Raw genomic sequence first — 26,773 nt, forward strand, 5'->3', positions numbered from 1 at the left:
CGAGGGAATCCAGTGCACTACAACGCCGAAAAGAAGCCTTCGGGCTTTTGAAGATATGTTTTCAGGGGATGTCAGTTTTTCAGTTGCGTCACATGCGCAGTGGGTTCCGGGAATCGAATCTGCAGCAGATTGGCAACAATGGATCCGGGGTGATCGCCAGGCGGCAGGTTCGGGAGAACCGGCAGTCAAGGTCATGCCGCCCATGCTGCGCCGGCGCACCAGCCCGGTAGGAAAACTGGCGCTTGAAACTGCCTACGCCGCCCTGGCCCCCCTTGCCCCTGCCGACCCAGACGCCGATACACTTTCTACGCGCGACATCCCCGTGATCTTCGCCTCGCGTCATGGCGAGTGCGCCCGTTCGGTGGAATTGCAGATGGCACTGGCCGAGGCCGCACCGATGTCGCCGACCGCCTTCAGCCTCTCGGTGCACAACGCCAACGCTGGCCTGTTTTCCATCGCCCGTGGCAGCCAGGCCAATACCATCGCCGTGGCGGCCGGACAAAGCACGGTAGAACAGGCCGTCATCGAAGCCTGCGGGCTGCTTGCCGATGGGGCAAGGCAAGTCCTAATGGTGGTGGCCGATGCGCCGTTGCCGGAAATTTTTGCCGACTATGCCGACGAACGCGAGGAACCCTGCGGCTGGTCCTGGCTGATGCGGGCGGCCGACGAACACGCGGCGCTGCCCACGCTGTCGCTACAATGGCAACCGGCCGAGCCGCTGGCATCTACGCCAGCGGCTGCCTGCACCGACACCAGCGGTGCCGCCGCCGTGCTGCGCTTTTTCCTCGACCATGGCCGCCCCACTCTGCAACGCCAGGCCGATGGTCGCCGTTGGCACTGGACGCGGCATGATTGAGCGCCACCTTTCGCAACTCGACCGTGGCTGGCGCGTGCTGGCCACGGGCCTGTGCTTCGCCGTCTTCGGCGTGGGCGGGCTGCTGCTGCGGCTGGTGATCTTCCCCATCCTGCAGTTGCTGGTACGGAACGCACGGCAACGCGTGCTGTGGGCTCGCCACATCATCCGCTTGGCGTTTCGCGCCTTCGTCGAACTCATGCGCATGGTGGGCGTGATCCGCTACGAAATCACCGGTCTGGAACGCCTGAACCGCAATGGCCTGCTGATCCTCGCCAACCATCCCACACTGATCGATACGGTGTTGCTGATGGCCTTCGTGCGCCACGCCGACTGCATCGTCAAGAATGCGCTGTGGCGCAACCCCTTCACACGCGGGCCGATCCGCGCCGCGGGCTACATCAGCAATGACCAGGGGCCAGACCTGATCGACGATTGCATCCAATCCGTGCGCGCAGGCGGCAACCTGATCATCTTCCCGGAAGGCACGCGCACCCCCAGCAATGGCGACATCAACCTCAAGCGCGGCGCCGCCAACGTGGCCGTGCGCGGCCAGTGTGCCATCACCCCGGTGCGCATCCGCTGTACGCCCGGCACGCTGAGCAAGGGTGAGAAATGGTGGCAGGTACCGCCGACCCGGGCGCACTTCCGGCTGCATATCGGCGAGGACATCCATCTTGATCGCGTCATCGGTGATGAACTTTCTCATGGTGCCCACAACCCCACGCTGGCCGCACGCCAGTTGACGACTTACCTGCAACAGTACTTCATGAAAGAACAATAAGCGATGCAAGCGCTGGAACACGATATCAAGCAACTCATCATCGAGACTCTCGATCTGGAAGACCTCACACCCGAAGACATCGACAGCGCCGCGCCGCTGTTCGGCGACGGCCTGGGCCTGGATTCCATCGATGCGCTGGAACTGGGCATGAGCCTGCAAAAGCGCTATGGCATCAAGCTCGCGGCCAATTCCGAGGAAACCCGCAAGCATTTCGCTTCGGTCCAGTCCCTGGCCGCCCTGGTGGCCAGTCACCAAAATCAGGCAGCAGCATCCGCCACCTGACAAACACGCCAAGCCACCCGCAAGAGAAGCACATCATGACCACTCTCACATCTGACATGACCAAGGACGAAATCACCGTGTGGATCGTCGATATGCTGCACGAGATGTTCGAGCTCGACAAAGCCAGCATCACGCCCCAGTCCAATCTCTATACCGACCTGGACATCGACAGCATCGATGCCGTGGATATCGTGGTCAAGCTCAACCAGACCACCGGCAAGCGCATCCAACCGGAGGTCTTCCGCAGCGTGCGCACGGTGCAGGATGTGGTGGAGATCCTGGCCGGCCTGATAAGCGAACAGGCGCACGCGTGAGCGCATGAAGCCGCCCGCGATGTCCCGCTTGGCCACCCTGGCCGGCCCGCTGTTGATCCTGCTTTATCCCCTGCTGATCTGGTACGCCCACGGCCGCGTCGAGCCGCGCACGCTGGCCTTGCTGCTGGTCTTGATCGCCGCTGTGCGCCTGTTCACCGCACGCGTGGGCCGCCCGCTGCGCTGGATGGGGGTGGCGGCGCTGGCCCTGGCCGCGCCCGCCCTGTACTGGAATGCGCTACTGCCGCTGAAACTCTATCCGGTGGCCATTAGCGCCGGCATGTTGGCACTGTTCGGCTACAGCCTCTACAAGCCGCCCTCCGTGATCGAACGCATGGCGCGCTTGAGCTCGCCCGATCTGCCGCTGTTTGCCATCGCCTACACGCGCCGCGTGACCCAGGTCTGGTGCCTGTTCTTCGCCCTCAACGGCAGCATCGCCCTGGGCACCGCCCTGTGGGCCTCGCCGATCGTGTGGTCGATGTACACGGGCGTGATTTCCTATCTCGCCATGGGCTTGCTGTTTGCCGGCGAATACCTGGTGCGCCTGCACGTGCGGCGCCAGCATCATGCGTGAGGCCGGCATGGTACAGCTCGCCGCCCCGCTGGACCTGCTGCAACTTCCCTTCCAGGCTTTCGACGCCGCACGCGTGATCGGCTGGCGCGATGGCGAGGCCGTCACCCATGCCGCCTGGCGCTGCGAACTACTGCGCTGGAAACAACTGCTGCAGGAAACGCCGGGCCAGCGCTTCGCCCTGTTCCATCACGACACCCTGCATTTTGCTGCTGCCCTGTTCGCTGCCTGGCTGGCCGGCAAGACCACTTACCTGCCCAGCGACGCCCTGCCCGAGACCTGCCGCCAGCTACAAGGTGAAGTCGATGGCTTCCTCGGCCAGTTCGGTTCGCACTGCCCGGCCTTGCAACCCACCGAGGATGCGCCGCATGAGCAGGAAGCTGCCCCCTGGCCGGCCTTGCGCGGCGATTTTCCGGCACTGGTGGTCTATACCTCCGGCAGCACCGGCGCAGCACAAGCCATTCCCAAGCAACTGGCACAGATGGCCAATGAAGTGGCCACGCTGGAAACCCTGTTCGGCGCGCGCCTGGGCCAGGCAGACATCATCTCTACCGTTTCGCACCAGCATATCTACGGCTTGCTATTCAAAGTGTTATGGGCACTGTGCGCCGGTCGCCCGATACAGGCTGGCAGCGCCTTCTTCCCCGAAGACCTGCAACGCCTGGTGGGTCAGCGACCATGGGTATTGCTGTCCAGCCCGGCCCATTTGAAGCGCCTGCCGGAACAGGCTACCCAACCCGAGGTGACGCAACTGCGCGCCATCTTTTCTTCCGGTGGCCCGCTGCCGGCCGAGGCGGCGCGCGATACAGCGCTCACGTTGGGCCAGCGCCCGCTGGAAATCTATGGCAGTTCGGAAACCGGAGGCATTGCCTGGCGTCAGCCCGAATCCGATCCCGCGTTGCGGCGCGAGCACTGGCAGGTCATGCCGGGCGTGGAGGTACGCATCGGCGCCAGCGGCGAGCTGGAAGTACGCTCGCCACACCTACCCGATCGCAGCTGGTTCGGTCTGGCCGACCGTGCCGTACTGGTGGAAGAGATAGCTGGTGCCTTTGAACTGCGCGGGCGCAGCGACCGCATCGTCAAGCTGGAAGAAAAACGCATCTCGCTGACCCGCATCGAACAATTACTGGCTGCCAGCCCGCTGGTGGCCGAGGTGCGCGTGATCGTCCACCAGGGTCGACGCGCACGCCAGTTCATCGCCGCCTTCGTGGTCCCCAGCGCCAGCGGGCGCGCCCTGTTGCAAGCCCAAGGCAAGCTGACCCTCAATGGCGCGCTCAAGAGCGTGCTGGCCGGTGCCATCGAAGCCATCGCCCTGCCGCGCCTGTGGCGCTATCTGGACGCCATGCCAGTGAACGCGCAAGGCAAGCTCACCCTGTCGGCGCTGACCGCGCTGCTGGAGAATCCACCACCGAGCGCCGCGCGCGCCCCCACCCTGCCGCGCCTGACCGAACTGCAACGCGCCGCCGATCAAGTCCAGCTGGCGCTGGAGATCCCGCCCGACCTGCTGTACTTCCAGGGCCACTTCCCCGGCTCGCCCATCCTGCCGGGGGTGGTGCAGACCGACTGGTCGCTGCTGCTGGGACGGCGTTATTTCACGCTGCCACCGCGTTTTCTGGGCCTGAACGCACTCAAGTTCCAGCGCGTCATCACCCCCGGAATGCGCGTGCTGATGGACCTGCATTACGATGCCGCCAAGGCCGTGCTGTCCTTCCGCCTGTATTCCGAAGGTGGACAGCACGCCAGCGGACGTTTCCAGCTAGGACCAGCATGAGCGCGCTCGACCTGCACAAGACCGTGGTGGTGATCCCGGTCTACAACCACGAACACGCCATCGGCGCCGTGGTCGAGGCAGTGCGCCGCCACGGCCTGCCCTGCGTGCTGGTGGACGATGGCTGCAGCCCCGGCTGCGCGGCGGTGCTACAGCAACTGGCTGCGGCCGATGCGCAGCACGTCAGCTTGCTGGTACACCCCCACAACCAAGGCAAGGGCGGTGCCGTCATGACCGGCCTGCGCCACGCCGCAGCCAAGGGCTATACCCACGCGCTGCAGATCGATGCCGACGGCCAGCACGACAGTGCCGACATCCCGCGTTTCCTGGCGGCCTCGCGAGCCGCGCCAACGGCTGTCATCAATGGCCGCCCGATCTATGACCAGAGCGTGCCCAAAGGCCGCCTCTATGGCCGTTACCTGACCCATGTCTGGGTCTGGATCAATACCCTGTCGCTGGAGATCGCCGATTCCATGTGCGGCTTTCGGGTCTATCCGCTGCTGCCCACGCTGCGCCTGATCGATAGCGCCCACATCGGTCGCCGCATGGATTTCGATACCGAGATCCTGGTGCGCCTGTTCTGGCGCGGCGTGCGCGTGCACAACCTGGCCACCCGGGTGCGCTATCCCGCCGATGGCGTCTCGCATTTCCAGGTGTGGCAGGACAATGTGCGCATCTCGGGGATGCATACGCGCCTGTTCTTGGGCATGTTGCCGCGCGCGCCGTTCTTGCTGGTACGAGGCACCTGGCGTCGGCTGGCCGGGAGCCGCCGATGAAGCCATCACAATCACAGCGCGCGCGCCACTGGGCGCAGATCAACGAAGTCAGCTTCGTGGCCGGGATGCGCTTGCTGTTCGCGGTCTATCGCCTGTTGGGCCGGTTGCCATTCCGGCTGATGCTCTATCCCGTACTGTGCTGGTACATCGCCGCCAATGGCCGGGCCCGGCAGGCTTCACGCGAGTTCCTGGCGCAGGTGCGCCACTATGCCCCGGCACTGCCCTTGCGCACCGGGCTGGTGGGCGTTTTCCTTCACTTCGCCGCTTTCGGCGAAAGCCTGCTGGACAAGATGTTGCTATGGGGTGGCCTGTTCCCCATCAAAAACGTTCACTTGCGCGGTAGCCAGCACATCAGCGAGGCCATCGCCGCCGGAACCGGCGGACTCATCATCTGCACCCATCTCGGCAACCTCGAACTATGCCGCGTGATCGGTCGCCAGCATCCGGCGCTCAAGCTGACCGTGCTGGTACACACGCGCCATGCCCAGGCCTTCAACCAGATGCTGGCCCAGCTCGATCCCGGCAGCCAGTTGAACCTGCTGCAGGTCACCGAGATGTCACCAGCCACTGCGATGATGCTGGCTGAGAAGGTGGCGCAGGGTGAATTCGTGGTCATTGCCGGCGACCGCGTACCAGTCTCGCCGCAGCCGCGTGTGGCGCAAGCGTCCTTCCTGGGCCGCCGCGCGCCTTTCCCGATCGGTCCTTATGTCTTGGCCGCACTGTTGCAATGCCCGGTGTACCTGATGTTTTCGCGGCGTACCGCCAGCGGCGCGGAAGTGGCCTTCGAGACGTTTCGCCAGCAGATCACCTTGCCGCGCAAACAGCGTGAGCAGGTGCTGGCCGAACTGGCCGGCGACTATGCTGCGCGGCTGCAGGCGCATTGCCTGCAGGCGCCCTACCAGTGGTTCAATTTCTATGATTTCTGGGCCGACTCGGCCCTGGACGAACACCATGCTTCACACTGACGTTTCCTCTTTGGCCAGCAGTTCCCCGATCCGTTTCGGCGCCCAGTCGCTGCGCATCGAGGAGGTGGTAGCGCTGGCCCGGCGCAAGCGCGGCGCGCAACTGCATGAGGCCACCGAGTTCCGTGCGCGCATCGCCCGCGGCGCCGATTTCCTGGACCGCCTGCTGCGCGAGGATGGCACCATCTATGGCGTCACCACCGGCTATGGCGACTCCTGCACCGTGACGGTCCCGCCCGAGCTGGTGCCGGAGTTGCCGCATCACCTCTACACCTACCACGGCTGCGGCCTGGGCGCGCTGTTTACGCCGGAACAAACGCGCGCCATCCTGGCGGCCCGCCTCAATTCGCTGTGCCAGGGTTTCTCGGGCGTGAGCGTAGCCCTGCTGAAACAGATCACCGGCCTGTTGCAACACGACCTGTTGCCACGGATCCCCTGCGAAGGTTCGGTGGGTGCCAGTGGCGATCTGACCCCGCTGTCCTACCTGGCTGCCGTGCTGTGCGGGGAACGCGAAGTCTGGCACCAAGGGCAGATCCTGCCCGCAGCACAAGCGCTGGCAGCAGCCGGTATGACGCCGCTGCGCCTGCGCCCCAAGGAGGGGCTGGCCATCATGAATGGCACGGCCGTCATGACTGCCCTGGCCTGCCTGGCCTTCGACCGCGCCCGCTACCTGTGCCAACTGGCCACCCGCATCACCGCCATGAGCAGCTTTACGCTGGATGGCAATGCCCACCATTTCGATGCCACCCTGTTCTCGGCCAAGCCCCATCCTGGCCAGCAGCAGGTGGCGGCCTGGCTGCAGCGCGACCTGCGGTGCGACCAGGCGCACCGTAACGAAAAACGCTTGCAGGACCGCTATTCGGTGCGCTGCGCGCCGCACGTGATCGGCGTGCTCAACGATGCCCTGCCGGGGTTGCGCCAGTTCATCGAAAACGAACTCAACAGCGCCAACGACAATCCCCTGATCGACCCGGATGGCGAGCGCGTGCTGCATGGTGGCCATTTCTACGGCGGCCATATCGCCTTTGCCATGGACAGTATGAAGACCGCGGTAGCCAACATCGCCGACCTGCTGGATCGCCAGATGGCGCTGATGGTGGACCCGCGCTACAACAACGGCTTGCCGGCCAACCTGTCCGGGGCCAGCGGCGCGCGCGCGCCCATCAACCACGGCCTGAAAGCCTTGCAGATCAGCGCCTCGGCCTGGACTGCCGAAGCACTCAAGCTGACCATGCCGGCCTCGGTGTTCTCGCGCTCCACCGAATGCCACAACCAGGACAAGGTCAGCATGGGGACCATCGCCGCCCGCGACTGCTTGCGCGTGCTGGAACTGACCGAACAGGTGGCCGCCGCCCTGCTGATCACGGTGCGCCAGGGCGTCTGGCTGCGCAACCAGCGCCAGCAAGCCAGCGATACCCCGCTGCAGGATCTGCCTGCGGGCCGCCTGGCGGCGATGCAGGCCGCACTGGCACAGGACATTGCCGTGGTCGATGAAGACCGTATGCTGGAACCGGACCTGCGCCTGCTGCTGCAACGCATCCGCGACCAGGCCTGGACGCTCTATGACTGACACCCTCCTGCCAGCGGGCAAGCTCACCCTGGCCAATTCCCCCTGGCAGGGCGAAATCGAATTGCAGATCCAGTTCTATGACCTGGACCCGATGGAAATCGTCTGGCACGGCCGCTACGTGCAATACATGGAAAACGCGCGTTGCGCCCTGCTGGACGGCATCGGCTACAACTATCCGGCCATGAAGGCCTCCGGCTATGGCTGGCCGGTGATCGACCTGCACCTGCGCTACGCCGCGCCGGCTCGCTTCGGCCAGCGCATCCGGGTCAGCGCGGCCATCGTCGAATGGGAACACCGCCTCAAGATCGATTACCTCATCAGCGACGCCGTCAGCGGCGCTCGACTGACCCGCGCCTCCACCGTCCAGGTGGCGGTACAGATGAACAACCACGAGATGTGCTTCGTATCGCCGCCGGTACTGTGGCACAAGCTCGGACTGGATTTTCCTGCACCATGAACGCAAGCCCCTACCTGTCCTCCCTGACACTGGCCGCCACCCTGCTGGCAGCGCTGCCCGCGGCCCACGCCGGCGCCCCCGTGCAGCAGATACAGGCCACCCTGGCCAAGCCGGCCGTGATGTGCGGTCGCTTCGACCAGACCAAGCAACTGACCGGCATCAAGAAACCGCTGCAGGCCAATGGACGCTTCTGCGTGGTCAAGGGGCGCGGCATCCTGTGGCAGACGCTGCAACCCTTCCCCAACACCCTGCGCATCACGCGCGAGGCCATCGTGCAGATCCAGGATGGCCGCGTGGCCATGAAACTCGATGCGCAACAAGAGCCGGTGGTGAAGATGATCAACAGCGTGCTCTTTTCCCTGCTGGCCGGCGACTTGAGCCAACTGGACAATCTCTTCGAACTCGACGGCACCCTGCGCGACGGCCACTGGCAGGTCGCCCTCAAGGCACGCCAGCCAGCCCTGGCCAAGGCCATCGGCGACATCAGCCTGGCCGGCGCCGCCTATGTGGACAAGGTCAGCATGAAAGAAGCCAGCGGCGACCGCACCGATCTCAGCTTCTCTGGCATCAAGACCGGTGAAGGCGCCATGACGCCAGAAGAAGGAGCGCTGTTTGACTAAGCCGGGCCGCTCCCTGCCAGGTCTGCTTGCCCTGGGCTGGCTGCTGGCGGTATTGCTGCTGGCCGGGCATAACGCCTGGCTGTGGCTGGGCCAGCGAGCCAGTCCCGATACCGACATCCTGGCGCTGCTGCCCAGTAGCGGCAACGATGCGGTACGCCAGCAAGCCTTCACCCACATGGTCGATGCGGCCCAGCAAAAAGTGGTGGTACTGGTCGGCGACCGCGACTGGGCACGCGCACAGCAAGGTGCCGATGCCTATCTCGCACTGCTGCGTCCCTACGCCAAGCTGCTGGCGCCGATCAATGACGACACCGCTCAGCTCCAGAGCCAGTGGCTGGACAGCCTGGAGCGCAGCCGCGCCGTGCTGCTCAGTGATGCCCAGCGCGCGCAACTGGCCAGCTGGAGCCCGCAGCAATGGAGCCAGCGCGCCTTGGCAAGTCTGTATGGTGCTTTTGGCGGCCCGCGCCTGGGGGCCTGGCAGGATGATCCCTTCAGTCTGTTTGGCGACTGGGTGCAGGAACGCGCACGCGAAACCCCGGTGCGTCCGCGCGACGGCAAGCTCTTCGTGGAACGCGATGGCGTGAGCTACGTCCTGCTATTGCTGGAACTGAAGGCCCCAGCCTTTTCCATGCAGGCACAAGAACAGGTGGTGCCGCTGCTGGCACGCGCCAGACAGGCCGCTCTGGCCCATGCGGATCAGGTGCTGACCGGCGGCGTCGTGCTGCACGCCGCCGCCGCCAGCGCCCAGGCCGGCAGCGAGAGCGCCACCATCGGCGCCGGTTCGCTGGTAGGCATCCTGCTATTGATGTGGCTGAGTTTCCGTTCGCTCAAGCCCATCCTCTACATCGCCACCTCCATTGCCGTGGGCTGCTTGGGGGCGCTGTCGGTGAGCATGTGGCTGTTCGGGCAAATCCACTTGCTCACGCTGGTGTTCGGCGCCAGCCTGATCGGTATCGCCCAGGATTACGGCATCTATTTCCTGTGCGCACGCCTGGCCGCGCCCGCCGAGCTGGATTCCCCCACTCTGCTGCGACGCCTGCTGCCGGGTCTGGCACTGATGCTGCTGGCGGCGGTGATCGGCTATCTCGGCATGGCCGCCACGCCCTTCCCGGGCTTGCAGCAGATGGCCGTGTTCTCGGCATTGGGCCTGCTGTTCGCCTGGCTCACGGTGGCCTGCTGGTTCCCGCAACTGATCGGCCCGCACAGCCTGCGCGCCACCCCGCTGGCGCAACGCTTCGGCCAAAGCATCCTGCGCTGGCCGAACCTGCTGGGCGGCTTGGCCTGGCACCTGGTCTTGCCGACTGCGGCGGCCCTGGTGGGCTTGGCCGCGACCGGCATCACACGCCTGCATAGCAGCGACGATCTCCGTGCCCTGCAGAAGAGCCCACCACAACTGCTGCAAGACCAGATCCGCATCAGCCAGTTGCTGGACATGGCTGCCCCCGTGCAGTTCTACCTGGTGCGAGGGGAGTCAGCCGAAGCCGTGCTGCAGCAGGAAGAAGCGCTGCGCAGCAAGCTGCAACCGCTGCTGGATCGCCAGATCATCAACGGTGTGCAGGCGCTCTCCAACTGGGTTCCCTCGCAGCGCCGCCAGCAGGACAACCTGGCCCTGCTGCGCCAGGCTTTGCTCGAACCACGAGGGGAGACCCCCGACCCGGTCACCCTCACCGCACGCGCCATCGAAGAGAGCCCGGCGTGGGCCCAAGCCCTGCGCCAGCGCCTACTGGACAAAGCCCACCCTATCACCCCGGAGGAATTCCTCGCCACGCCTGCCGGCGCCGCCTCGCGTCACCTGTGGCTGGGCCGGGTGGGGGGCAGCTACGCCAGCATCGTCGCCCTGCGCGGCCTGACCGACTATCGCCAGCTCGACCAGTTGGCCGCCGCGGCCGCTGGCTTGAAGGGTGTGCAATGGGTAGACAAGGTCGGCGAGATTTCCTCGGTGCTGCGCTATTACCGGATCTACATGGGCTGGGCGCTGCTGGCGGCCTATGCCGGCATCTTTGCGCTACTGAGCTGGCGCTACCGCGGCCGCGCCTGGCGCGCGCTGGCGCCGCCGCTGTTGGCCTCGTTCCTGACGCTGGGCCTGTTCGGCTGGCTGGGCCAGCCGCTGCAACTGTTCCACGTGCTGGCCGGCTTGCTGGTGCTGGGTCTGGGGGTGGACTATGGCATATTCCTGCTGGAATCGTCCCCCCGCCAACGCCCCCACGCCTGGCTCACGGTCGGCCTGTCGGCGGCCAGTGCCTTGCTGTCGTTCGGCTTGCTGGCCTTGAGCCACAGCCCTCCACTGCACGCCTTCGGCCTGACCATGCTGTGCGCAATGCTGCTGGTGTGGCTGCTGGCGCCCTTGTTCACCCATCCCGGCCAGGGCGCTCATGCAGTGCCGCCGGGGAAGGAATCACCATGACCGCTTGCAAGCGACTGCTGACCCTGGCCGCCCTGCTCACTACCGCCCTGCTAGCCGCCTGCGCCAGCCCCGCCCAGCCGGACATGCGAGCCCCGGCGCGCCTGCAACTGCGCCTGGCACCGGCCACGCTAGGCCAGAGCATCAGCCTGCAGCAACATCTGAAGGTGGAGCGCGGCAACCGCGTCGATGAACTCGACACCGCCCTGGAAATCGACGCCGACCATCTCGACCTGGTCGGCCTGGCCTTCGGCCAACGCGTCATGTCCCTGCATTACGACGGGCAGCAGTTGCAGGTCTGGCGCCACGCCCTGCTGCCCAGCCAGGTGCAGGGTGACGATGTCTTGCAGGATGTACAACTGACCCTATGGCCGACCGCGGCGCTTCGCCAGGCCCTTCCCGAAGGATGGGAGTTGCGCGAAGCCGAGGGGCAACGTACTCTCCTGCTCCACGGTGAAACGATTGCCGTGATCGATTACCCTGACCGCAAACCCTGGGGCGGCAAGGTGATCCTGAACAATCTGCGTTACCACTACAAACTGACCATCCAGTCGGTGGTGGTGACCTCTGAATGACATCGTCACACGCATGAGCCTTTATCTGAACGCCCTCGGCATGGTCTGCCCGCTCGGCAGCGCGCACGGTACGATCCGTACGCGCCTGTTGGCCGGCACCAGCGGCGTGCGCGCCAATGCGCGCTACGTCGACGCCAGCGGCCAGTCCCTGGCCCTGGGCGCGGTGGCCGACGACACGGTACTACCCGATGACAGCCACCTGCCGCTGCGCGAGCGCAGCCGCAACAATCGCTTGGCGCTGGCCGCGCTGCAAGGCATCCGTCCACAGGTAGATGCCGCCATCGCCCGCTATGGCGCGCAACGCCTGGCCATCGTGCTGGGCACCAGTACCTCCGGCATCGCCGAAGGCGAAACCGCCTTCAGCCAGCGCACCGCCAGCGGCAACTTCCCGACAGGCTATCACTACGGCCAGCAGGAACTGGGCTCGCCGGCCATCGCCCTGCAACTCACTCTGGGGACCAGCGGCCCGGCCTATGTCCAGTCCAGCGCCTGCGCCTCCAGCGGCAAGGCCATCGCCAGCGCCGCACGACTGCTCAACATGGGCCTGTGCGATGCCGTGCTGTGCGGTGGCGTCGATACCCTGTGCGAATTCACCATCGCCGGCTTCACCGCCCTGGAATCGGTCAGCGCACAACGCTGCAACCCACTCTCGCTGCATCGACAAGGCATCAACATCGGCGAGGGTGCGGCGCTGTTCCTGCTGACCCGCGAACCGGCCAGCGTCGAGTTGAGCGGCTGGGGCGAATCGTCCGATGCCTATCACATCTCGGCCCCCGATCCTGAAGGAAAAGGCGCGCAACTGGCCATCCACGAGGCCCTGCGCCGGGCCGGCCTGGAGGCCGCCCAGATCGACTACATCAACCTGCACGGCACGGCCACGGCACAGAACGATGCGATGGAGTCGCACGTGGTGCAGACCCTGTTCGGCCTGAATGTACCGGTCAGTTCCACCAAGCCCTTCACCGGCCATACGCTGGGCGCAGCCAGTGCCATCGAGGCTGGCCTGTGCTGGTTGCTCATGCAGGACGACAACCCGGACGGCCAGTTGCCGCCGCACCTGTGGGATGGCGTGGCCGATCCGGCGTTGCCGGCGCTGCAGCCGGTGGTGCTGGGCCAGCGCCTGGGCCGACCATTACGGCATGTGCTGTCGAACTCCTTCGCCTTTGGCGGCAGCAATGTGGCGCTGGTGTTCTCGCGCCGGGAGGTCGCATGAGCAGCCTGCAACAGGACATCCCGCCCATCGAACAACTGCTGCCGCACGCCGCGCCCATGATCCTCATCGACCGCGTCGTGGCAGTGGACGAGCAGACGCTGCAAGCCGAACTGGAGATCCGCCCCGACAGCCTGTTCCACCAGGGTAGTGGCGTCGGCGCCTGGGTCGGCATCGAATACATGGCCCAGGGCATCGCCGCCTGGGCCGGCTATCAGGCGCTGCGCCAGGGCGGAAGCGTCAAGATCGGTTTCCTGCTGGGCGCGCGCCGCTATCAGTGTGCAGTCCCGGAATTTGCCACCGGCACGCGCCTGAGCGTATCGGTGCAATTGCTGTTGCAGACGGACAATGGCCTGGGCTCCTTCGAGTGCCGCATCACCGACCTGGCAACGCAACAAGAACTGGCGCAAGCCACCGTGTCGGTGTTCCAGCCGCACGACGCAACACACTATCTTCAAGAAGGCATGGCATGACCACATCGGGGGAACACAGCATTTTCGTTACCGGCTCAAGCCGGGGCATCGGCCGCGCCATCGCGCTGCGCCTGGCACGCGAGGGGTATGACATCGTCCTGCATTGCCACTCCCGACGCGAGGCCGCCGAGCAGGTGGCCGCCGAGATCGCCTCACTGGGGCGCAAGACGCGCGTGCTGCAATTCGACGTCGCCCAGCGTGAAGCGGCCTCGCAAGTGCTGCTGGAGGACATCGAACAGCATGGTTGCTACTACGGCGTGGTCTGCAATGCCGGCATCACCCGCGACAACGCCTTTCCCGCCATGCCCGGCGAAGACTGGGACAGCGTGCTGCGCACCAACCTGGATGGCTTCTACAACGTGCTCAACCCGCTGGTGATGCCGATGGTGCGGCGACGGGCACCGGGGCGCATCGTCACCCTGGCCTCGGTATCAGGGCTGATCGGCAATCGCGGCCAGGTCAACTACAGCGCCGCCAAGGCCGGCGTCATCGGCGCCACCAAGGCGCTGGCGCTGGAACTGGCCAAGCGCGACATCACCGTCAACTGCGTGGCACCCGGCCTGATCGAGACCGACATGACCGAAGAGGCGCCGGTGGAAGAGATCCTCAAGCTGATCCCCGCGCGCCGTGCCGGCAAGCCCGAAGAAGTGGCTGCCGCAGTGGCTTACCTGATGTCGCCGGATGCTGCTTATGTCACGCGCCAGGTGATTTCGGTCAATGGAGGTCTGGCATGAGTGGGCAGATCACCGAGCGCCGCGTGGTGGTCACCGGCATGGCCGGTATCAGCCCCATCGGCACCGACTGGAGCAGTGCGCTGGCACATCTGAAGACCTATACCAATGCCGTGCAACGCATGTCGGGCTGGGACGAATACGTCGGCCTGCACACCCGCCTGGGGGCGCCGGCGGTGGAGTTTTCACTGTCCGAACGCTACAACCGCAAGACCACCCGCAGCATGGGCCGCGTCGCCCTGATGGCTACCCGCGCCAGCGAATGGGCGCTGGCCGATGCCGGGCTGCTGGACCATGCCCTGCTGAAAAGCGGCCAACTGGGTATCGCCTATGGCTCCTCGGCCGGGACACCCAATGCGATTGCCGACTTCGCCATGATGTTTGCCGAAAAGAACACCCGCGACATCAACGCCAACACCTACCTGAAGATGATGGCCCATACCGCGCCGGTCAACATGGGTGTGTTCTTCGGCATCACCGGCCGCATCATCACCACCTCCAGCGCCTGCACCTCCGGCAGCCAGGGCATCGGCTACGCCTATGAGACCATCCGCAGCGGCCGCCAGGTGGCGATGGTGGCAGGCGGGTCGGAAGAACTGTGCGCCACCGAAGCGGCGGTGTTCGATACCCTGTACGCCACCAGCGTGCGCAACGACACGCCCCAGCTCACCCCCAGCCCCTTCGACCGCGACCGTGACGGTCTGGTCCTGGGCGAAGGCGCCGGCAGCCTGATCCTGGAAGATCTGGACCACGCCCAGGCCCGCGGTGCCCGGATCTACGCCGAGATCGTCGGGTTCGGTACCAACAGCGACGGCGCCCACGTCACCAATCCCAATGCCGCCACCATACAGGCCGCCATCCAGATGGCGCTGGACGATGCCGCCCTGCCGGCCTCCTCCATCGGTTACATCAATGCCCACGGCACCGGCACCCGCCAGGGCGATGTGGCCGAGACCCAGGCCACCGCGCGCATCTTCGGCACGGCCACGCCCATCAGCTCGCTCAAGAGCTACATGGGTCACACCCTGGGCGCCTGCGGTGCGCTGGAAGCCTGGCTATCCATCGAAATGATGCGCCACGGCTGGTTCGCCCCCACCATCAACCTGCAGCAGCCCGACCCCGAATGCGGTGAACTGGACTACCTCACCGGCAGCGGACGGACGCTGGAGTGCGAATACGTGATGTCGAACAACTTCGCCTTCGGCGGTATCAATACCTCGCTTATCTTCAAGCGCTGGCCGTGAGCCGGCAAGTAGCCCCCTCACTATAAGGAAAAGAAAGCATATGAAGCATATTTCCCTCGCCGTCACCCTGACTCTGGCCCTCGCCGCCGCTCTGCCGGCCCAGGTGCGCGACACCAAGCATCTGCTGCCGCTCGATAGCACCAGCAATATGAAGGATAAGGATGGAATCCTGGATGGCTCGGTGAAGTTCTACTTCGCCAGCCAGGCGCATCCTGCGGTGCTGGAAAAGATTTCCACCGATGTCACCAACCAGAAGACCAACGCGGTGGGCAAGAGCGATGAAGAAGCCTGCAAGTGGGTCTTCCTGTCGGCGCTGGTGCAATTGCACAAGAAGGCCAAGGAGCTGGGTGGCAATGCCGTGGTCAACATCGTGAGCTATTACAAGAAGAACGAGATGGCCAGCGCCACCGAGTTCGAATGCCACGCCGGTGCCACCATGGCCGGTGTCGCCCTCAAGGGTGACATCGTCAAGCTGGGCCAATAAGCGCCATGCCATCCACCTTCGCCTGGATCGTGGATGGTGGCCCCTTCGTGGCCGAGACCACCTCATCGGCCGCCCTGGGCAGCTTGGCGCGCATCCTGTCAGCCGATGAGCGGGCACGCCTGCAAGCCTTCCTGCGGCCGCAGCGCGCCTGTGAATTCCTGCTCGGACGTCTGCTGCTGCGTCATGCCCTGATGGCCGTCTGCGGTTGCACGCTGGACGATATCGAGGTCAAGGAGCGACGCGGTGCCGCACCGCTGGTGATGGTGGCCGGACAACTGGCCGATGGCATCGACCATCCGGCTGCCAGTCTCTCGCACAGCCGCGGCTGGATTGCCTGTGCGCTGGGCGTGGTGGTACAGGTGGGGGTGGATATCGAAGTCCCGGCCCAGGAGCGCGACCTGCAATCCCTGGCCGACCTCGCCTTCACATCAGAGGAGTTGGCCTGGCTGACGCAACAGTCACCCGAGCAGCAACAAGCCGCCTTCTACCGGCTCTGGTGTGCCAACGAAGCCGACTACAAGTACCGCCACAATGCCAGCCTGACGCGCACCCCGGTGGCAGCGCAGGCCACGCCCTACCTGCATCATGAGCACGACCCGCACTACCATCTCTGCCTGTGCAGTCCGACCCGACCCGAGCGACATCAGAGTGCCAGGGTGGGGCTGGAAAGCTTGCTGGAACTGACTTGCAGCTAGATCGGCAGGCAAGTAGAGCATCAGCAAGAGCAACATCATCAAGAACACATAACAGCGTCACATTTCAAGGGGAAAAACATGACCACATCACGCACCTGGCTGCTCGCAGCCGGCACTCTTTTGTTGACCACCGCCTGCTCCACACCGGAAGAGCGCATGGCCAAGCTGCAACTGAAGCAGCAACGCATGGAATTGAAGGCGCAGCAGCTCGCCCAACGCACCGATACGCGCAACGAACAGCGCGGCAAGACCCAAGTCACCCCGGTGACTGACCAGCGCGGCCCATTCGAGAATGTCGTCAAGGCCTTGGCCAGTTGCGACGCCAGCCTGGCAGCCACGCTACGCCAGTTCTCCGGTGCCGTGCAGCCGGCCTTCGTGGTCACGCTCAAGGGGCCCGTGGCCGGCATCGACGTCCCGGATCGCCACACCCCTGGCCGCGACCGCATCGCGGCTGCCGCCAGCGCGCAGGCCTATGGCCAGACCCTGAGCGGTTACTACGATGAGAGCGTGGTCATCAATGGCCAATTGCAGAAGATGAGTTGGGGCTTCTATAGCCCGGCCACGCCCGAACAACTGGCCACGGCACTGGGCGCGGCCATTCCTAACTTCAAGCGCACCAGCCGCGAACTCGACGGCAAATACACCCGCATGGAAATCTTCGAGCGCGGTGGCTGGCATCGCACCACCCGCTTCGACTACTATCGCGGCCAGCCCAACGTGTTGGGTGAACGCAGCCTGGTCATCGAACCCTCGCGCGACCCGGCTTTCCCGGGCAGCCGCATCGGGTGCTCGGTGCGCGGCTCGCAGGTGGCGCAGTTCCAGGACGAATTGCGACCGGAACTGGATTGAACCTGGCGGTACAAGCCCCGGGTCATCGATCAAACTGGCGCATGACCATGCCAGGCATTCTCCAACAATGCCCGCAACGCCGCGCGCTCCAATGGGCGCGGGTTGGCATAGGCGTTCTGCAGTGCGATATCGGTGCAGCGCTCCAGCCCCTCATATGGCATCCCGAGCTCTCGCAAGGACAGCGGCGCCTGCAGCGACCGTGCCAGCGCATGGACTCCCATGGCGGCCTCCTGTGCACCCAGCGCGCGGGCGATGCGCTGCATGGCGTGCGGCGCGGCCGGGGCGTTGTAGGCCAGGGCGTGCGGCAGGATCACGGTGTGGGTTTCGGCGTGCGGCAAGTTGTAGCTGCCTCCCAGTGTGTGACACAGCTTGTGATGCAGCGACATGCCCACATTGCCCAGCACCGTACCACACAGCCAGGCGCCATACAGGCAGCGGCTGCGGGCCTCCTGGTCATCGCTGCGCAGCGTCAGTTGCGGCAAGCCCGCGGCCAGGGCGCGGATGCCTTCCTCGGCCAGCAGCGACATGATGGGATTGGCGTCGGCTGCATACAGGCCTTCGGCGGCGTGCGCCAGGGCATTGATGCCGCTGGTCACCGATAGCGCCAGCGGCAGGCCGCTGCTCAATTGCGGGTCGTAGATCACGGTGCGCGGCAGGACACGGGCATCGCGGCCGGTCTTCTTGAGACCACCTTCGGTGATGCCATAGATAGGCGTCATCTCGCTGCCGGCGTAGGTCGTGGGGATGGCCAGGATCGGCAGGTCGGACTCCAGCGCGATGGCCTTGCCCAGGCCCAGCGTGGAACCACCACCGATGGCAATCGCGCAGTCCGCGCTCAGTTCGCGCGCCACCTGGCGTGCATGACGTGCCGTCTCGATGGGCACGTGCATGACGGCCTGGTCGTAGATGCCGGCGCAGCGCGGGCCGATCAGGGCGGCCACACGTTCGGCCTCGGCACGCTGGCCGGGGGTACACAGCACCAGGGCGCGCTGCGCGCCCAGCAGTTCGGTTTCGCGCACCAGGTGCTGCAGGCTGCCGGCGCCGAAGATGACGCGGGCGGCGGCGCTGGTATAGGTGAAGGCTTGCATGGCAATGGCAGGGACCGGGTCAGTTGCGCTGGGGGTTGAGGATGAAATCATAGTCCAGCGTGTAGAAAGGCTGCTCACACTGCGTGCCATCCGGGGCGGTCCCGGCTGCTTGGCGCGGCCAGTCGGCAATCAGGGTGGAACGCACGCCGAAGACGGCGTCAGACTCCAGGTAAGGATCGCCACGCCGGAAGACGTGGGTGATCAGCGTCTCGTAACCCTCGGCCTGGATACGGAAATGCAGGTGCGCCGGACGCCAGGGATGGCGGCCCAGGGTTTTCAGCATCTTGCCCACCGGGCCGTCATGCGGAATCGGGTAGGAGTTGGCCAGGATGCTGCGGAAGTGGTAACGGCCCTGCTCATCGGTATGCAGCGTGCCGCGAGCCTGCAACTGGTCGAGGTCGGGATATTGCACGTCATAGAAGCCGTCTTCGTCGGCTTGCCAGACTTCCATCTGGGCATGGGGGATCGGCTTGCCATCCAGGCCGCGCACGCTGCCGCTGACGAAGCAAGGCTGGCCCTTGGCGCCGTTGGCGATGTCTGCGCCCAGCGGATACTGCGGCGAATTGTCCACGTGGAAGGGGCCGAAGACGGTGGCTTCGGTACAGCCGGCCGGCTTGTGGTTCTGCTGGGCCATCACCAGGGTGGACAAGCCCAGGGTGTCGGAGAGCAGGATGAATTCCTGGCGCTTGTCCGAACAGAGCTGGCCGGTCTCGGTGAGAAAGCGGATGCCCTCGAACCATTCCGCCTCGGTCAGCTTGACCTCGCGTGCGAAGGCGTGCAGGTGCTGCACCAGGCTGGTGATGATCTGCCGCAGGCGTTCGTCCGACATGCCGGCGTGGCGCGCCAGGACGGCCTGGGTAATGGTGTCTTCGTTCAGGTTGAGCATGGTCTCCTCGCGATGGGATGACGGAATGGGCGATTCTTATTTTTCCGGCCAACGGTAATATAGTTCCTATTTTTGGACGGATATATGCTGCAAGTGGAAAACTGTTTTCCACTTGCAGCGCCCTGGGAGGCGCTGGTGGACCGCTGGATGCAATTCGAACTTTTCGTGCAGGTAGCCGAGCTGGGCAGCCTGTCGCGCGCAGCCGAGGCGCTGGGCATGTCCAACGCTGCGGCCAGCCGCAGCCTGGCGGCGCTGGAAGAACGCCTGGGTGCGCGGCTGGTGGAGCGCAGCACGCGCCGCCTGGGCTTGAGCCAGAGCGGCGAAGCCTTCTATCGCCAGTGCAAGGCGGCGCTGACGCAGATGAAGGAAGCCGAGGAACTGGTCAACGCCAACAGCGTGGCGCCCAGCGGCCTGTTGCGGGTCGCCTCCTCGCTGTCTTTCTGCATGAAGCACATCAGTCCCTTGCTGCCGCGTTTCCATCGTCTTTACCCCGACATCACGCTCGACGTGGTGGCGGCCAACCGCTACGTCGATCTGCTCGACAGCGGCATCGACGTGGCCATCCGCACCCGCGAGTTCGAGCCTGATTCCAACATCGCCGTGCGCCGTCTGGCCAGCACCCGGCGCATCCTGGCCGCGGCCCCCGGCTACCTGGCCGCACGCGGCGTGCCGCGCACCCTGGAGCAACTGAGCGGGCATGACCTGCTGGTCTACAGCCATTCCAATACCCCCAACAGCCTGCGCTTCACCCATCGCGATGGCAGTCAGTGCAGCCTGGACATCCATGCCCTGATGCAATCCAACGATGGCCAGATCATCCGCGCCGCGGCGCTGGAGGGGCTGGGCATCCTGATCCAGCCCAACTACATCATCTATGACGACGTGGTGGCCGGACGCCTGGTACCGGTGCTGGATGAATGGGACTTGCCGCGTCTGGTCATCAACATCGCCTACCAGGGCCGCAAGCACCTGCCGGCCAAGGTACGGGTGTTCATCGACTTCCTGGTGCAGCATTTCGCGGAAATGGACTATGAGCGCAAGTGGACGCGCTGACCTGGCTGCGCAGCCATCAATACCGATTGGTAAATAATAAATACCAATCAGTAGATTTTATCTTTCTGCGGTAGTAAGCTAGTCGCCGATGTGAAGTCTTGCGCCTTCGCTTTTTGTCGAGCGCACGTCCCCACCAGGAGTCTTCCGATGTCCATCGCTGCCATCCGCTTGCCTGCCCCTTGGCACTATCTGCACCCGCGCCTGGCCTGTTGCGCCATCCTGCTGGCACTGCTTGCCGTGTTGCCCGGTCGCGCCGCGCACGCTACCCAGCCCTGGCGCGAAGCGCTGCCCCCGGTGCAGAGCATCGGCAGCGGCAGCATGACCTGGCTGGGCTTTCGCATCTACCACGCCACCCTCTGGGCGCCGCAGCGGCCGCTGGAGGAGAACCAGCCCTTTGCCCTGCAACTGGACTATAAGGTCAGGATCAGTCGCGACAAGCTGGCCAGCACCTCCATCGAAGAAATCCAGCGCATGAGCGCCGCCCCGATTGCCGGCCCTACGCTGGCGCGCTGGAAGAATGAACTGGGCCGTGCCTTCATCGACGTGGCCGATGGCGATGAACTGGTCGGGGTCTACCTGCCCCAGCGCGGAATGCGTCTGTACGACCGCGACAAGCTGCTGGCCGAGATCGCCGACCCGGAACTGGCGCGCGCCTTCTTCAACATCTGGCTGGGCCAGCCCAGCCGCGACGAAAACCTGCGCCGCCGCCTGCTCGGGGAGACGCCTTGAGCGCACTGCCGCAGCCCATCGCCACGCGCTGGAGCAATGCCGCCTACGGCCTGCTGGGAGCACCACTGGCCATGGCAGCGCTACCGCTGTTCGTGCAGATTCCCGCCTATTACGCCAGCCATGTCGGGGTAGCGCTGGCGCCGCTGGGCTGGGTGCTGTTTGCAGCGCGCCTGCTGGACATGCTGCAAGATCCCCTTTTCGGTCATATGCTGGATCGATCGGCCCAGCGTCAGAAGCGCTGGATGGGCATGGCCGGCGTGGTGCTGGCGCTAGCCTTCATATGTCTGTGGAAACCGCCTGACCCACCGGAAATGGCCATGCCCTGGCTGGTAGCCATGCTGGTGCTGGCCTATGGCGCGCACAGTATGCTCAGCATCGCCTATCTCTCCTGGGGGTCGCGCCTGCCCGAGCAGGGAATGCACGCCGTACCCTGGCGCGAGGGGGCAGGCTTGGCCGGGGTGATCGTGGCCAGCGTGGTGCCGGTGGGCATCCTGGCCGCTGACCCGGCACGGGTGGATGAGCGTATCACGCTGTATTGCCTGTTCTTTGCCGCCATGCTGGGTCTGGCGCTGCTCTTGCTGCTGCACCAACCCGCGCCCGTCATGGTGGCGCAGCAGCAGCCCTGGCGCGAAGCACTACAGGGGCTGTGGCGCAATCGCGCCTTCCGGGCGCTGCTACCGCCCTATCTGCTCAACGCCTTGTCGGCGGCCATTCCAGCCACGCTGGCGCTGTTTTTCATCGAAGACCAATTGCAGCAGCGCGCCCTGGCCAGCCTGTTTCTGGCCGCCTACTTCGGTGCGGCGGCCCTCGGCCTGCCGCTGTGGAGCCGGCTGGCGCACCGCGTCGGCCCGGTAGCCTGCTGGCGCCTGGCCATGCTGCTGTCCATGGCCGGCTTCGTCGGCGCGGTCTGGCTGGGGCCGGGTGACAAGCTGGCGTTCCTGCTGGTCTGCCTGGCCACCGGAGCCGCGCTGGGTGCCGACCTGCTACTGCCACCGGTGCTGCTGGCGCGGGTGGTGACGCAAGCCGCCTCGGTCGGGGCGGCGTTTGGCATCCTCACCATGCTGGGCAAGCTGGCACTGGCCTTGGCCGGCGTCGCCCTGCCCCTGCTGGCGGCCCTGGACTACCACCCCGGCCAGGGGCCCAGCAGCAGTCTGCCGCTGGTGTACGCGGCCCTGCCCTGCGTGCTGAAACTGGCGGCCTTGCTGGCGCTGGGGCGCTATGGTCGCCAGCATGGGCATTGAGATTGCACGATGAACCCCATTCCCGCCACCACGCTGCGCCTGATCCTGGGCGACCAGTTGAATCCACAGCATTCCTGGTTCGAGCGCGTCGATACCGATGTGGTCTACGTGCTCATGGAAGTGCGCTGCGAAACCGATTACGTGCTGCATCATGCGCAAAAGATCCTGGCCATTTTTGCCGCCATGCGCGCCTTCGGCGAACACCTGCGCGCAGCCGGTCACCGGGTGCGCTATATCCGGCTGGATGATCCCAGCAACCGCCAGCGGCTGGAAGACAACCTGGCGGCGCTGGCAAGCCATTACCAGGCGCGCTGCGTGCAATGGCAGGCGCCGGATGAATGGCGGCTCGACCAGGCCTTGCAGCAATGGGGCGATCAGCAGGACTTGCAGACGGTAGTAGTCGATAGTGAACACTTCCTGACTGCCCGAGATGAATTGCCGCGTCTCTTCGAGGGCCGCAAGCAATGGCTGATGGAGCAGTTCTACCGCCAGATGCGGCGCCGCTTCGCATTGCTGCTCGATGCCCAGGGTCAACCCGAAGGCGGTCAATGGAATTTCGACCACGACAACCGCAAGCGCTGGCCCGGCACGCCACCGCAGCCGCAAGACTGGCGCACGCCACATGACCACGGGGCGCTATGGGCCATGCTGCAAACCCAGGGTGTGGCCAGCTTCGGCGATCCCCAAGCCACGCAATTGCGCTGGCCGCTCACGCGCGCCGAAGCCCTGCACCACCTGGAGCATTTCATCCAGGCCGTGCTGCCGTATTTCGGCGACTATGAAGACGCCATGAGCAGCCAGGCCCAGCGCCTGTTCCATTCGCTGCTGTCCTTTGCGCTCAACGTCAAGATGCTGCATCCGCTGGAAGTGGTGCGCCGCGCCGAAGCGGCCTATCGGGCCGGCCATGCACCGCTGGCGGCCGTGGAAGGTTTCATCCGCCAGATCATCGGCTGGCGTGAATACGTGCGCGGTATCTACTGGTCGCAGATGCCGGGCTACGAACAGCGCAATGCGCTTGACCACCGGCTGCCGCTGCCGGCCTGGTTCTGGACCGGCCAGACCGGCATGAACTGCCTGCGCCACGCCATCGGCCAGTCGCTGCAGAGCGCCCACGCGCACCACATCCAGCGCCTGATGGTGATCGGCAACTTTGCGCTACTGGCCGGGCTGGACCCCAAGGCCCTGCACCAGTGGTACCTGGGCATATACATCGATGCCTTCGAATGGGTGGAGTTGCCCAATACCCTGGGCATGAGCCAATGGGCTGATGGCGGCCTCATCGCCACCAAACCCTATGTCAGCAGCGCCGCCTATATCGGCCGCATGAGCGACTATTGCCGCGGCTGCGCCTATGATCCCAAGCAAAAGACCAGTGCGCAAGCCTGCCCCTTCAATGCCTTGTACTGGGATTTCTTCCTGCGCCACCAGGCCCGCTTCGGCCACAACCCACGCCTGGGCATGGTCTACCAACAAATCAGGAAGATGGCGCCAGCCGATCTCGAGGCGCTACAAGCGCGCGCCCAGGCTCTGCGCAGCCGGCTGGATACCCTCTAGCCCCCTCCAGGCTGAGGCGCCCGGTGCAAAATCCCATTTCACGATAATCTGTGCCACTCGCCGCAAAAACAGGCAAAATACACAAAATCTGACGAAGTCACGAAATTCTCTGCATAATGCCTCTCCAGAACTTGCCCATCGGCATGACTGTTGCTTTTCGTTGAAAACCGATTATATCGATTTCAAATTACATCTAATGAATTTGATTTATTTGTGTAAAATACCGATAATAGATTTATGAAAACCGCAAAGACAAGCAGCTCCGAGGTATGCACAACCCAGGAAGCGGCCCACATTCTGGGCATCTCGGTGTCCTCCGTGCAGCAACTGGTTGAGGCCGGCATCATCGAAGCCTGGAAGACCAAGGGCGGGCATCGGCGCATCCCGTTGGCGGCCGTCCACGCCTACAAGGCCACGCCAGGCTCTTCCTCGGCAGAGGCCGGTGAGCATGGCCGTAGCCCCACGGCGCGGCCCGGCAATGGCCGCACGGCAGTGCTGGTGATCGAGGACAACCACCTGCAGCGCGAACTGTATGCCGGTGCCATGGCTTCGTGGGGCTTGCCGCTGGACCTGGTGTATTGCGACAACGGTTACAAGGCGCTGCTGGAAATCGCGCGCAGCAAGCCCGACGTGGTGCTGGCCGATATCGTCATGGAAGGCATGGATGGCTACGAAGTGGTCAAGACCATCCTCCACGATCCGCAGTTGCGGGATGTGAGCATCGCCATCGTCAGCAGCCTGGGACAGGACGACATGGCGCAGCGGGGGGGTATTCCGGCCGGGGTGGTGTTCTTCCCCAAACCGGTCAATTTTGATGAATTACGCGGCTACATGCGGGCCTGTTGTGCCCGCAGGGAGCGCGAAAGCCGATAAAAGACCAATCAGGGAAAGGCCCGCAGAGCCATGAATGACCGGAAAAACTCTCCTCTCCCCCTCCGGTTTGCGCGCATCGACTTGCGCCTGGCCCTGGGTCTGTTTTCGCTGTTGCTGATCTGCGGACTATGGCTGGGCGCACTCAAGGAGCTGGCGACCAGCCGCCAGAACAATCTTGAAGACGCCCGCCGCGACGCCCAGTCACTCTCCCGACTATTCCTGGAACACGCCTACCGCACCATCGAGGCCGCCGACCAGGCGGCGGTCTACCTGCGCTACCGCTACGGCGAACGCGGCCAGAACCTGGATCTGGCGACCGAAATCGCCAATGGCCTGGTGGCACGCAACGTCTACAACCTCTTCACCATCGTCGACAGCAAGGGCGATATCGCCCTCTCCAGCAAGCCCTTCACGCCGATCAACCTGAGCGACCGCGAACACATACAGGTGCACATGCACGGCGGACCGGACAAGCTCTTTATCAGCAAGCCGGTGCTGGGCCGGGTCTCCAACAAGTGGTCGTTGCAGCTCACGCGGCGCATCAACCATCCCGATGGCAGCTTCGGCGGTGTGGTCGTGGTCTCGATGGATCCGCAATACTTCACCAGTCTTTATCACCAGATCGACGTCGGTCATCACGGCGTAATCACGCTGCTGGGTGCCGATGGCGTGGTACGCGTGCGTCGTACCGGCGAGATGGATGCCATGGGCGAACAGGTCAGCGGCGGCAAGGTGTATGCAGCCATGCTGGCCCAAGGCGACGGTGTGGTCGAGGCGGTCAGCCGGATCGATGGCCGCGAGCGCATCTACGCCTTCCACAAGCTGCGCGACTATCCGCTCTATGCCTCGGTGGGCATCGATATCGAAGAACGCCTGGCACCCTACTATCGCGAACGCAACCGCACCTTGTTGCTGGCTACGCTGATCACGCTGGCCGTGCTGCTGTTCAATGCCCTGCTGATCTGGCTGGCCGGCTCGCTGGTCAAGAGCCGCCAGGATGCGATGCAGGCCAGTCATGCCAAGTCGCGCTTCCTGTCCAACATGTCGCATGAATTCCGTACCCCGCTCAATGGCGTGCTGGGTTACTCCGACGCGCTGCGCGAAGAACTGGGCGAGTCGCCCCTGGCGCAATATGCCACGGCCATCCACGACAGTGGCAACCGCCTGCTGGACCTGGTCAATGCCATCCTGGAGGTGACCGAACTGGAAGACCAGCGCGTGGCCATCCAGGCCGAGCCGGAAAACATCCGCGAGCTGATCAGCCAGGCCGTGGCCCGTCACTACCCGGACGCCCAGGCCAAGGGCCTGTCGTTGGAATGCCGCATCGGCGATGAGGTACCTCAGGTGGTAGTATGCGACCAGCGCAAGGTGCTGCGGGTGCTGGAGAACCTGCTGGGCAATGCGGTGCGCTACACCGACAGCGGTCGCATCCTGGTCGAGGTCGAGCGCAGCGGCAGCCAGTTGTCCGTGCGCATCAAGGATACCGGCATCGGTATTCCCGCCGGACAACTCGATACCATCTTCGAGAAATTCACTCAGGCCGACGACAGCGAACGGCGTGCCAGGGATGGCGCAGGCCTGGGTCTTACCATCGCGCAACGCCTGGTGACGCTCATGGGAGGCAAACTCATGTTACAGTCCAAGCAACACCAAGGTTCAACATTCAGCTTCACATTGCCGCTGCAAGAACCGAAGTAATCGGTCGCAAGGACATGAGAACAGAGGGGGAAAAA

The 26,773-nt window shown here is 64.7% G+C and carries 28 protein-coding genes; 26 read left to right on the forward strand and 2 right to left on the reverse strand.

The genetic code is table 11. The features are described 5' to 3' along the window. Positions 1-55: 55 nt before the first annotated feature. The 20 genes from RC54_RS19565 to RC54_RS19660 all read left to right on the forward strand — a co-directional run bounded on the left by RC54_RS19565 (position 56) and on the right by RC54_RS19660 (position 17,616). Positions 56-856, forward strand: coding sequence for a beta-ketoacyl synthase chain length factor (locus RC54_RS19565; protein WP_244216387.1), 801 nt, complete (start codon positions 56-58; stop codon positions 854-856). Next, a complete protein-coding gene (locus RC54_RS19570) occupies positions 849-1,637 on the forward strand; it encodes a lysophospholipid acyltransferase family protein (protein WP_058896564.1) in 789 nt (262 codons plus the stop codon). The genes RC54_RS19565 and RC54_RS19570 overlap by 8 nt, the downstream gene beginning before the upstream one ends. Before the next feature lie 3 nt (positions 1,638-1,640). Then, complete coding sequence (locus RC54_RS19575) at positions 1,641-1,919, forward strand: phosphopantetheine-binding protein (protein ID WP_061788704.1); 279 nt, start codon at positions 1,641-1,643, stop codon at positions 1,917-1,919. A 35-nt stretch (positions 1,920-1,954) separates the two neighbouring features. Next, positions 1,955-2,233 carry an acyl carrier protein gene (locus RC54_RS19580; protein WP_123020484.1) on the forward strand — a complete coding sequence of 93 codons (279 nt, stop codon included), beginning with the start codon at positions 1,955-1,957 and terminating at the stop codon, positions 2,231-2,233. Positions 2,234-2,237: 4 nt separating this feature from the next. Further along, the gene (locus RC54_RS19585; RefSeq protein ID WP_061788703.1) at positions 2,238-2,804 is read left to right on the forward strand and encodes a COG4648 family protein; all 567 of its coding nucleotides are present in this window, start codon (positions 2,238-2,240) and stop codon (positions 2,802-2,804) included. Next, positions 2,797-4,572: an ApeI family dehydratase gene (locus tag RC54_RS19590; RefSeq protein WP_061788702.1), complete on the forward strand. Its 1,776-nt coding sequence runs from the start codon at positions 2,797-2,799 to the stop codon at positions 4,570-4,572. The genes RC54_RS19585 and RC54_RS19590 overlap by 8 nt, the downstream gene beginning before the upstream one ends. Continuing rightward, the gene (locus RC54_RS19595) at positions 4,569-5,345 is read left to right on the forward strand and encodes a glycosyltransferase family 2 protein (RefSeq protein WP_061788701.1); all 777 of its coding nucleotides are present in this window, start codon (positions 4,569-4,571) and stop codon (positions 5,343-5,345) included. Before RC54_RS19590 ends, RC54_RS19595 begins: the two co-directional genes overlap by 4 nt. After that, positions 5,342-6,310: an LpxL/LpxP family acyltransferase gene (locus tag RC54_RS19600; RefSeq protein WP_061788700.1), complete on the forward strand. Its 969-nt coding sequence runs from the start codon at positions 5,342-5,344 to the stop codon at positions 6,308-6,310. Before RC54_RS19595 ends, RC54_RS19600 begins: the two co-directional genes overlap by 4 nt. Then, positions 6,297-7,877, forward strand: a complete 1,581-nt coding sequence (locus tag RC54_RS19605) for an HAL/PAL/TAL family ammonia-lyase (RefSeq protein ID WP_061788699.1) — start codon at positions 6,297-6,299, stop codon at positions 7,875-7,877. The genes RC54_RS19600 and RC54_RS19605 overlap by 14 nt, the downstream gene beginning before the upstream one ends. After that, a complete protein-coding gene (locus RC54_RS19610; protein ID WP_061788698.1) occupies positions 7,870-8,334 on the forward strand; it encodes an acyl-CoA thioesterase in 465 nt (154 codons plus the stop codon). The genes RC54_RS19605 and RC54_RS19610 overlap by 8 nt, the downstream gene beginning before the upstream one ends. Further along, positions 8,331-8,954 (forward strand): outer membrane lipoprotein carrier protein LolA, encoded by a 624-nt coding sequence (locus tag RC54_RS19615; protein WP_058896572.1) that lies wholly within the window; start codon positions 8,331-8,333, stop codon positions 8,952-8,954. The genes RC54_RS19610 and RC54_RS19615 overlap by 4 nt, the downstream gene beginning before the upstream one ends. Then, complete coding sequence (locus tag RC54_RS19620; protein WP_061788697.1) at positions 8,947-11,358, forward strand: MMPL family transporter; 2,412 nt, start codon at positions 8,947-8,949, stop codon at positions 11,356-11,358. The genes RC54_RS19615 and RC54_RS19620 overlap by 8 nt, the downstream gene beginning before the upstream one ends. Then, positions 11,355-11,930 carry a DUF3261 domain-containing protein gene (locus tag RC54_RS19625; RefSeq protein WP_061788696.1) on the forward strand — a complete coding sequence of 192 codons (576 nt, stop codon included), beginning with the start codon at positions 11,355-11,357 and terminating at the stop codon, positions 11,928-11,930. Before RC54_RS19620 ends, RC54_RS19625 begins: the two co-directional genes overlap by 4 nt. Before the next feature lie 13 nt (positions 11,931-11,943). Continuing rightward, a complete protein-coding gene (locus RC54_RS19630; protein ID WP_061788695.1) occupies positions 11,944-13,143 on the forward strand; it encodes a beta-ketoacyl-[acyl-carrier-protein] synthase family protein in 1,200 nt (399 codons plus the stop codon). Next, complete coding sequence (locus RC54_RS19635; protein WP_058896576.1) at positions 13,140-13,613, forward strand: hotdog family protein; 474 nt, start codon at positions 13,140-13,142, stop codon at positions 13,611-13,613. The genes RC54_RS19630 and RC54_RS19635 overlap by 4 nt, the downstream gene beginning before the upstream one ends. Further along, positions 13,610-14,347, forward strand: a complete 738-nt coding sequence (gene fabG, locus RC54_RS19640; protein ID WP_058896577.1) for a 3-oxoacyl-ACP reductase FabG — start codon at positions 13,610-13,612, stop codon at positions 14,345-14,347. The genes RC54_RS19635 and fabG overlap by 4 nt, the downstream gene beginning before the upstream one ends. Beyond that, positions 14,344-15,588: a beta-ketoacyl-ACP synthase gene (locus RC54_RS19645; RefSeq protein ID WP_061788694.1), complete on the forward strand. Its 1,245-nt coding sequence runs from the start codon at positions 14,344-14,346 to the stop codon at positions 15,586-15,588. The genes fabG and RC54_RS19645 overlap by 4 nt, the downstream gene beginning before the upstream one ends. A gap of 40 nt (positions 15,589-15,628) precedes the next feature. After that, on the forward strand, positions 15,629-16,072 hold the full coding sequence (locus RC54_RS19650; RefSeq protein WP_061788693.1) for a hypothetical protein: 444 nt from the start codon (positions 15,629-15,631) through the stop codon (positions 16,070-16,072). 5 nt (positions 16,073-16,077) lie between these two features. After that, complete coding sequence (locus tag RC54_RS19655; RefSeq protein ID WP_058896580.1) at positions 16,078-16,767, forward strand: 4'-phosphopantetheinyl transferase family protein; 690 nt, start codon at positions 16,078-16,080, stop codon at positions 16,765-16,767. Positions 16,768-16,845: 78 nt separating this feature from the next. Further along, positions 16,846-17,616, forward strand: coding sequence for a hypothetical protein (locus RC54_RS19660; protein WP_058896581.1), 771 nt, complete (start codon positions 16,846-16,848; stop codon positions 17,614-17,616). Positions 17,617-17,645: 29 nt separating this feature from the next. Here RC54_RS19660 and RC54_RS19665 read toward each other — a convergent pair whose 3' ends face one another. Together RC54_RS19665 and RC54_RS19670 are read right to left on the reverse strand one after the other, a co-directional pair. Continuing rightward, complete coding sequence (locus tag RC54_RS19665; protein WP_061788692.1) at positions 17,646-18,704, reverse strand: maleylacetate reductase; 1,059 nt, start codon at positions 18,702-18,704, stop codon at positions 17,646-17,648. A 19-nt stretch (positions 18,705-18,723) separates the two neighbouring features. Then, entirely contained in the window at positions 18,724-19,590 is an 867-nt protein-coding gene (locus RC54_RS19670) for an intradiol ring-cleavage dioxygenase (RefSeq protein WP_061788691.1), read from the reverse strand. A gap of 135 nt (positions 19,591-19,725) precedes the next feature. On the opposite strand from RC54_RS19670, the gene RC54_RS19675 reads away from it, so the two are divergent. The 6 genes from RC54_RS19675 to RC54_RS19700 all read left to right on the forward strand — a co-directional run bounded on the left by RC54_RS19675 (position 19,726) and on the right by RC54_RS19700 (position 26,738). Then, on the forward strand, positions 19,726-20,643 hold the full coding sequence (locus RC54_RS19675) for a LysR family transcriptional regulator (RefSeq protein WP_174526052.1): 918 nt from the start codon (positions 19,726-19,728) through the stop codon (positions 20,641-20,643). Between the two features lie 147 nt (positions 20,644-20,790). Next, complete coding sequence (locus tag RC54_RS19680; protein ID WP_058896584.1) at positions 20,791-21,372, forward strand: chalcone isomerase family protein; 582 nt, start codon at positions 20,791-20,793, stop codon at positions 21,370-21,372. Beyond that, on the forward strand, positions 21,369-22,613 hold the full coding sequence (locus tag RC54_RS19685) for an MFS transporter (RefSeq protein ID WP_061788690.1): 1,245 nt from the start codon (positions 21,369-21,371) through the stop codon (positions 22,611-22,613). Before RC54_RS19680 ends, RC54_RS19685 begins: the two co-directional genes overlap by 4 nt. A 9-nt stretch (positions 22,614-22,622) precedes the next feature. Then, positions 22,623-24,167 carry a cryptochrome/photolyase family protein gene (locus tag RC54_RS19690; protein ID WP_061788689.1) on the forward strand — a complete coding sequence of 515 codons (1,545 nt, stop codon included), beginning with the start codon at positions 22,623-22,625 and terminating at the stop codon, positions 24,165-24,167. Between the two features lie 237 nt (positions 24,168-24,404). Continuing rightward, on the forward strand, positions 24,405-25,040 hold the full coding sequence (locus RC54_RS19695; protein WP_058896587.1) for a response regulator: 636 nt from the start codon (positions 24,405-24,407) through the stop codon (positions 25,038-25,040). A 30-nt stretch (positions 25,041-25,070) separates the two neighbouring features. Further along, complete coding sequence (locus RC54_RS19700; RefSeq protein WP_174526049.1) at positions 25,071-26,738, forward strand: cache domain-containing sensor histidine kinase; 1,668 nt, start codon at positions 25,071-25,073, stop codon at positions 26,736-26,738. Positions 26,739-26,773 lie beyond the last annotated feature (35 nt).

The sequence above is a fragment of the Herbaspirillum rubrisubalbicans genome (assembly GCF_003719195.1).
Classification (GTDB): Bacteria; Pseudomonadota; Gammaproteobacteria; order Burkholderiales; family Burkholderiaceae_D; genus Herbaspirillum; species Herbaspirillum rubrisubalbicans.

Excerpts from the sequence above, each read along its gene's own strand:
- RC54_RS19575 (WP_061788704.1), top strand. The coding sequence starts at position 1,641 with ATGCAAGCGCTGGAACACGATATCAAGCAACTCATCATCGAGACTCTC.
- RC54_RS19665 (WP_061788692.1), bottom strand. The coding sequence starts at position 18,704 with ATGCAAGCCTTCACCTATACCAGCGCCGCCGCCCGCGTCATCTTCGGC.
- RC54_RS19650 (WP_061788693.1), top strand. The coding sequence starts at position 15,629 with ATGAAGCATATTTCCCTCGCCGTCACCCTGACTCTGGCCCTCGCCGCC.
- RC54_RS19695 (WP_058896587.1), top strand. The coding sequence starts at position 24,405 with ATGAAAACCGCAAAGACAAGCAGCTCCGAGGTATGCACAACCCAGGAA.
- RC54_RS19625 (WP_061788696.1), top strand. The coding sequence starts at position 11,355 with ATGACCGCTTGCAAGCGACTGCTGACCCTGGCCGCCCTGCTCACTACC.
- RC54_RS19660 (WP_058896581.1), top strand. The coding sequence starts at position 16,846 with ATGACCACATCACGCACCTGGCTGCTCGCAGCCGGCACTCTTTTGTTG.
- RC54_RS19635 (WP_058896576.1), top strand. The coding sequence starts at position 13,140 with ATGAGCAGCCTGCAACAGGACATCCCGCCCATCGAACAACTGCTGCCG.
- RC54_RS19570 (WP_058896564.1), top strand. The coding sequence starts at position 849 with ATGATTGAGCGCCACCTTTCGCAACTCGACCGTGGCTGGCGCGTGCTG.
- RC54_RS19585 (WP_061788703.1), top strand. The coding sequence starts at position 2,238 with ATGAAGCCGCCCGCGATGTCCCGCTTGGCCACCCTGGCCGGCCCGCTG.
- fabG (WP_058896577.1), top strand. The coding sequence starts at position 13,610 with ATGACCACATCGGGGGAACACAGCATTTTCGTTACCGGCTCAAGCCGG.
- RC54_RS19645 (WP_061788694.1), top strand. The coding sequence starts at position 14,344 with ATGAGTGGGCAGATCACCGAGCGCCGCGTGGTGGTCACCGGCATGGCC.
- RC54_RS19670 (WP_061788691.1), bottom strand. The coding sequence starts at position 19,590 with ATGCTCAACCTGAACGAAGACACCATTACCCAGGCCGTCCTGGCGCGC.
- RC54_RS19580 (WP_123020484.1), top strand. The coding sequence starts at position 1,955 with ATGACCACTCTCACATCTGACATGACCAAGGACGAAATCACCGTGTGG.
- RC54_RS19595 (WP_061788701.1), top strand. The coding sequence starts at position 4,569 with ATGAGCGCGCTCGACCTGCACAAGACCGTGGTGGTGATCCCGGTCTAC.
- RC54_RS19690 (WP_061788689.1), top strand. The coding sequence starts at position 22,623 with ATGAACCCCATTCCCGCCACCACGCTGCGCCTGATCCTGGGCGACCAG.
- RC54_RS19680 (WP_058896584.1), top strand. The coding sequence starts at position 20,791 with ATGTCCATCGCTGCCATCCGCTTGCCTGCCCCTTGGCACTATCTGCAC.
- RC54_RS19655 (WP_058896580.1), top strand. The coding sequence starts at position 16,078 with ATGCCATCCACCTTCGCCTGGATCGTGGATGGTGGCCCCTTCGTGGCC.
- RC54_RS19565 (WP_244216387.1), top strand. The coding sequence starts at position 56 with ATGTTTTCAGGGGATGTCAGTTTTTCAGTTGCGTCACATGCGCAGTGG.
- RC54_RS19590 (WP_061788702.1), top strand. The coding sequence starts at position 2,797 with ATGCGTGAGGCCGGCATGGTACAGCTCGCCGCCCCGCTGGACCTGCTG.
- RC54_RS19615 (WP_058896572.1), top strand. The coding sequence starts at position 8,331 with ATGAACGCAAGCCCCTACCTGTCCTCCCTGACACTGGCCGCCACCCTG.
- RC54_RS19630 (WP_061788695.1), top strand. The coding sequence starts at position 11,944 with ATGAGCCTTTATCTGAACGCCCTCGGCATGGTCTGCCCGCTCGGCAGC.
- RC54_RS19605 (WP_061788699.1), top strand. The coding sequence starts at position 6,297 with ATGCTTCACACTGACGTTTCCTCTTTGGCCAGCAGTTCCCCGATCCGT.
- RC54_RS19700 (WP_174526049.1), top strand. The coding sequence starts at position 25,071 with ATGAATGACCGGAAAAACTCTCCTCTCCCCCTCCGGTTTGCGCGCATC.
- RC54_RS19600 (WP_061788700.1), top strand. The coding sequence starts at position 5,342 with ATGAAGCCATCACAATCACAGCGCGCGCGCCACTGGGCGCAGATCAAC.
- RC54_RS19610 (WP_061788698.1), top strand. The coding sequence starts at position 7,870 with ATGACTGACACCCTCCTGCCAGCGGGCAAGCTCACCCTGGCCAATTCC.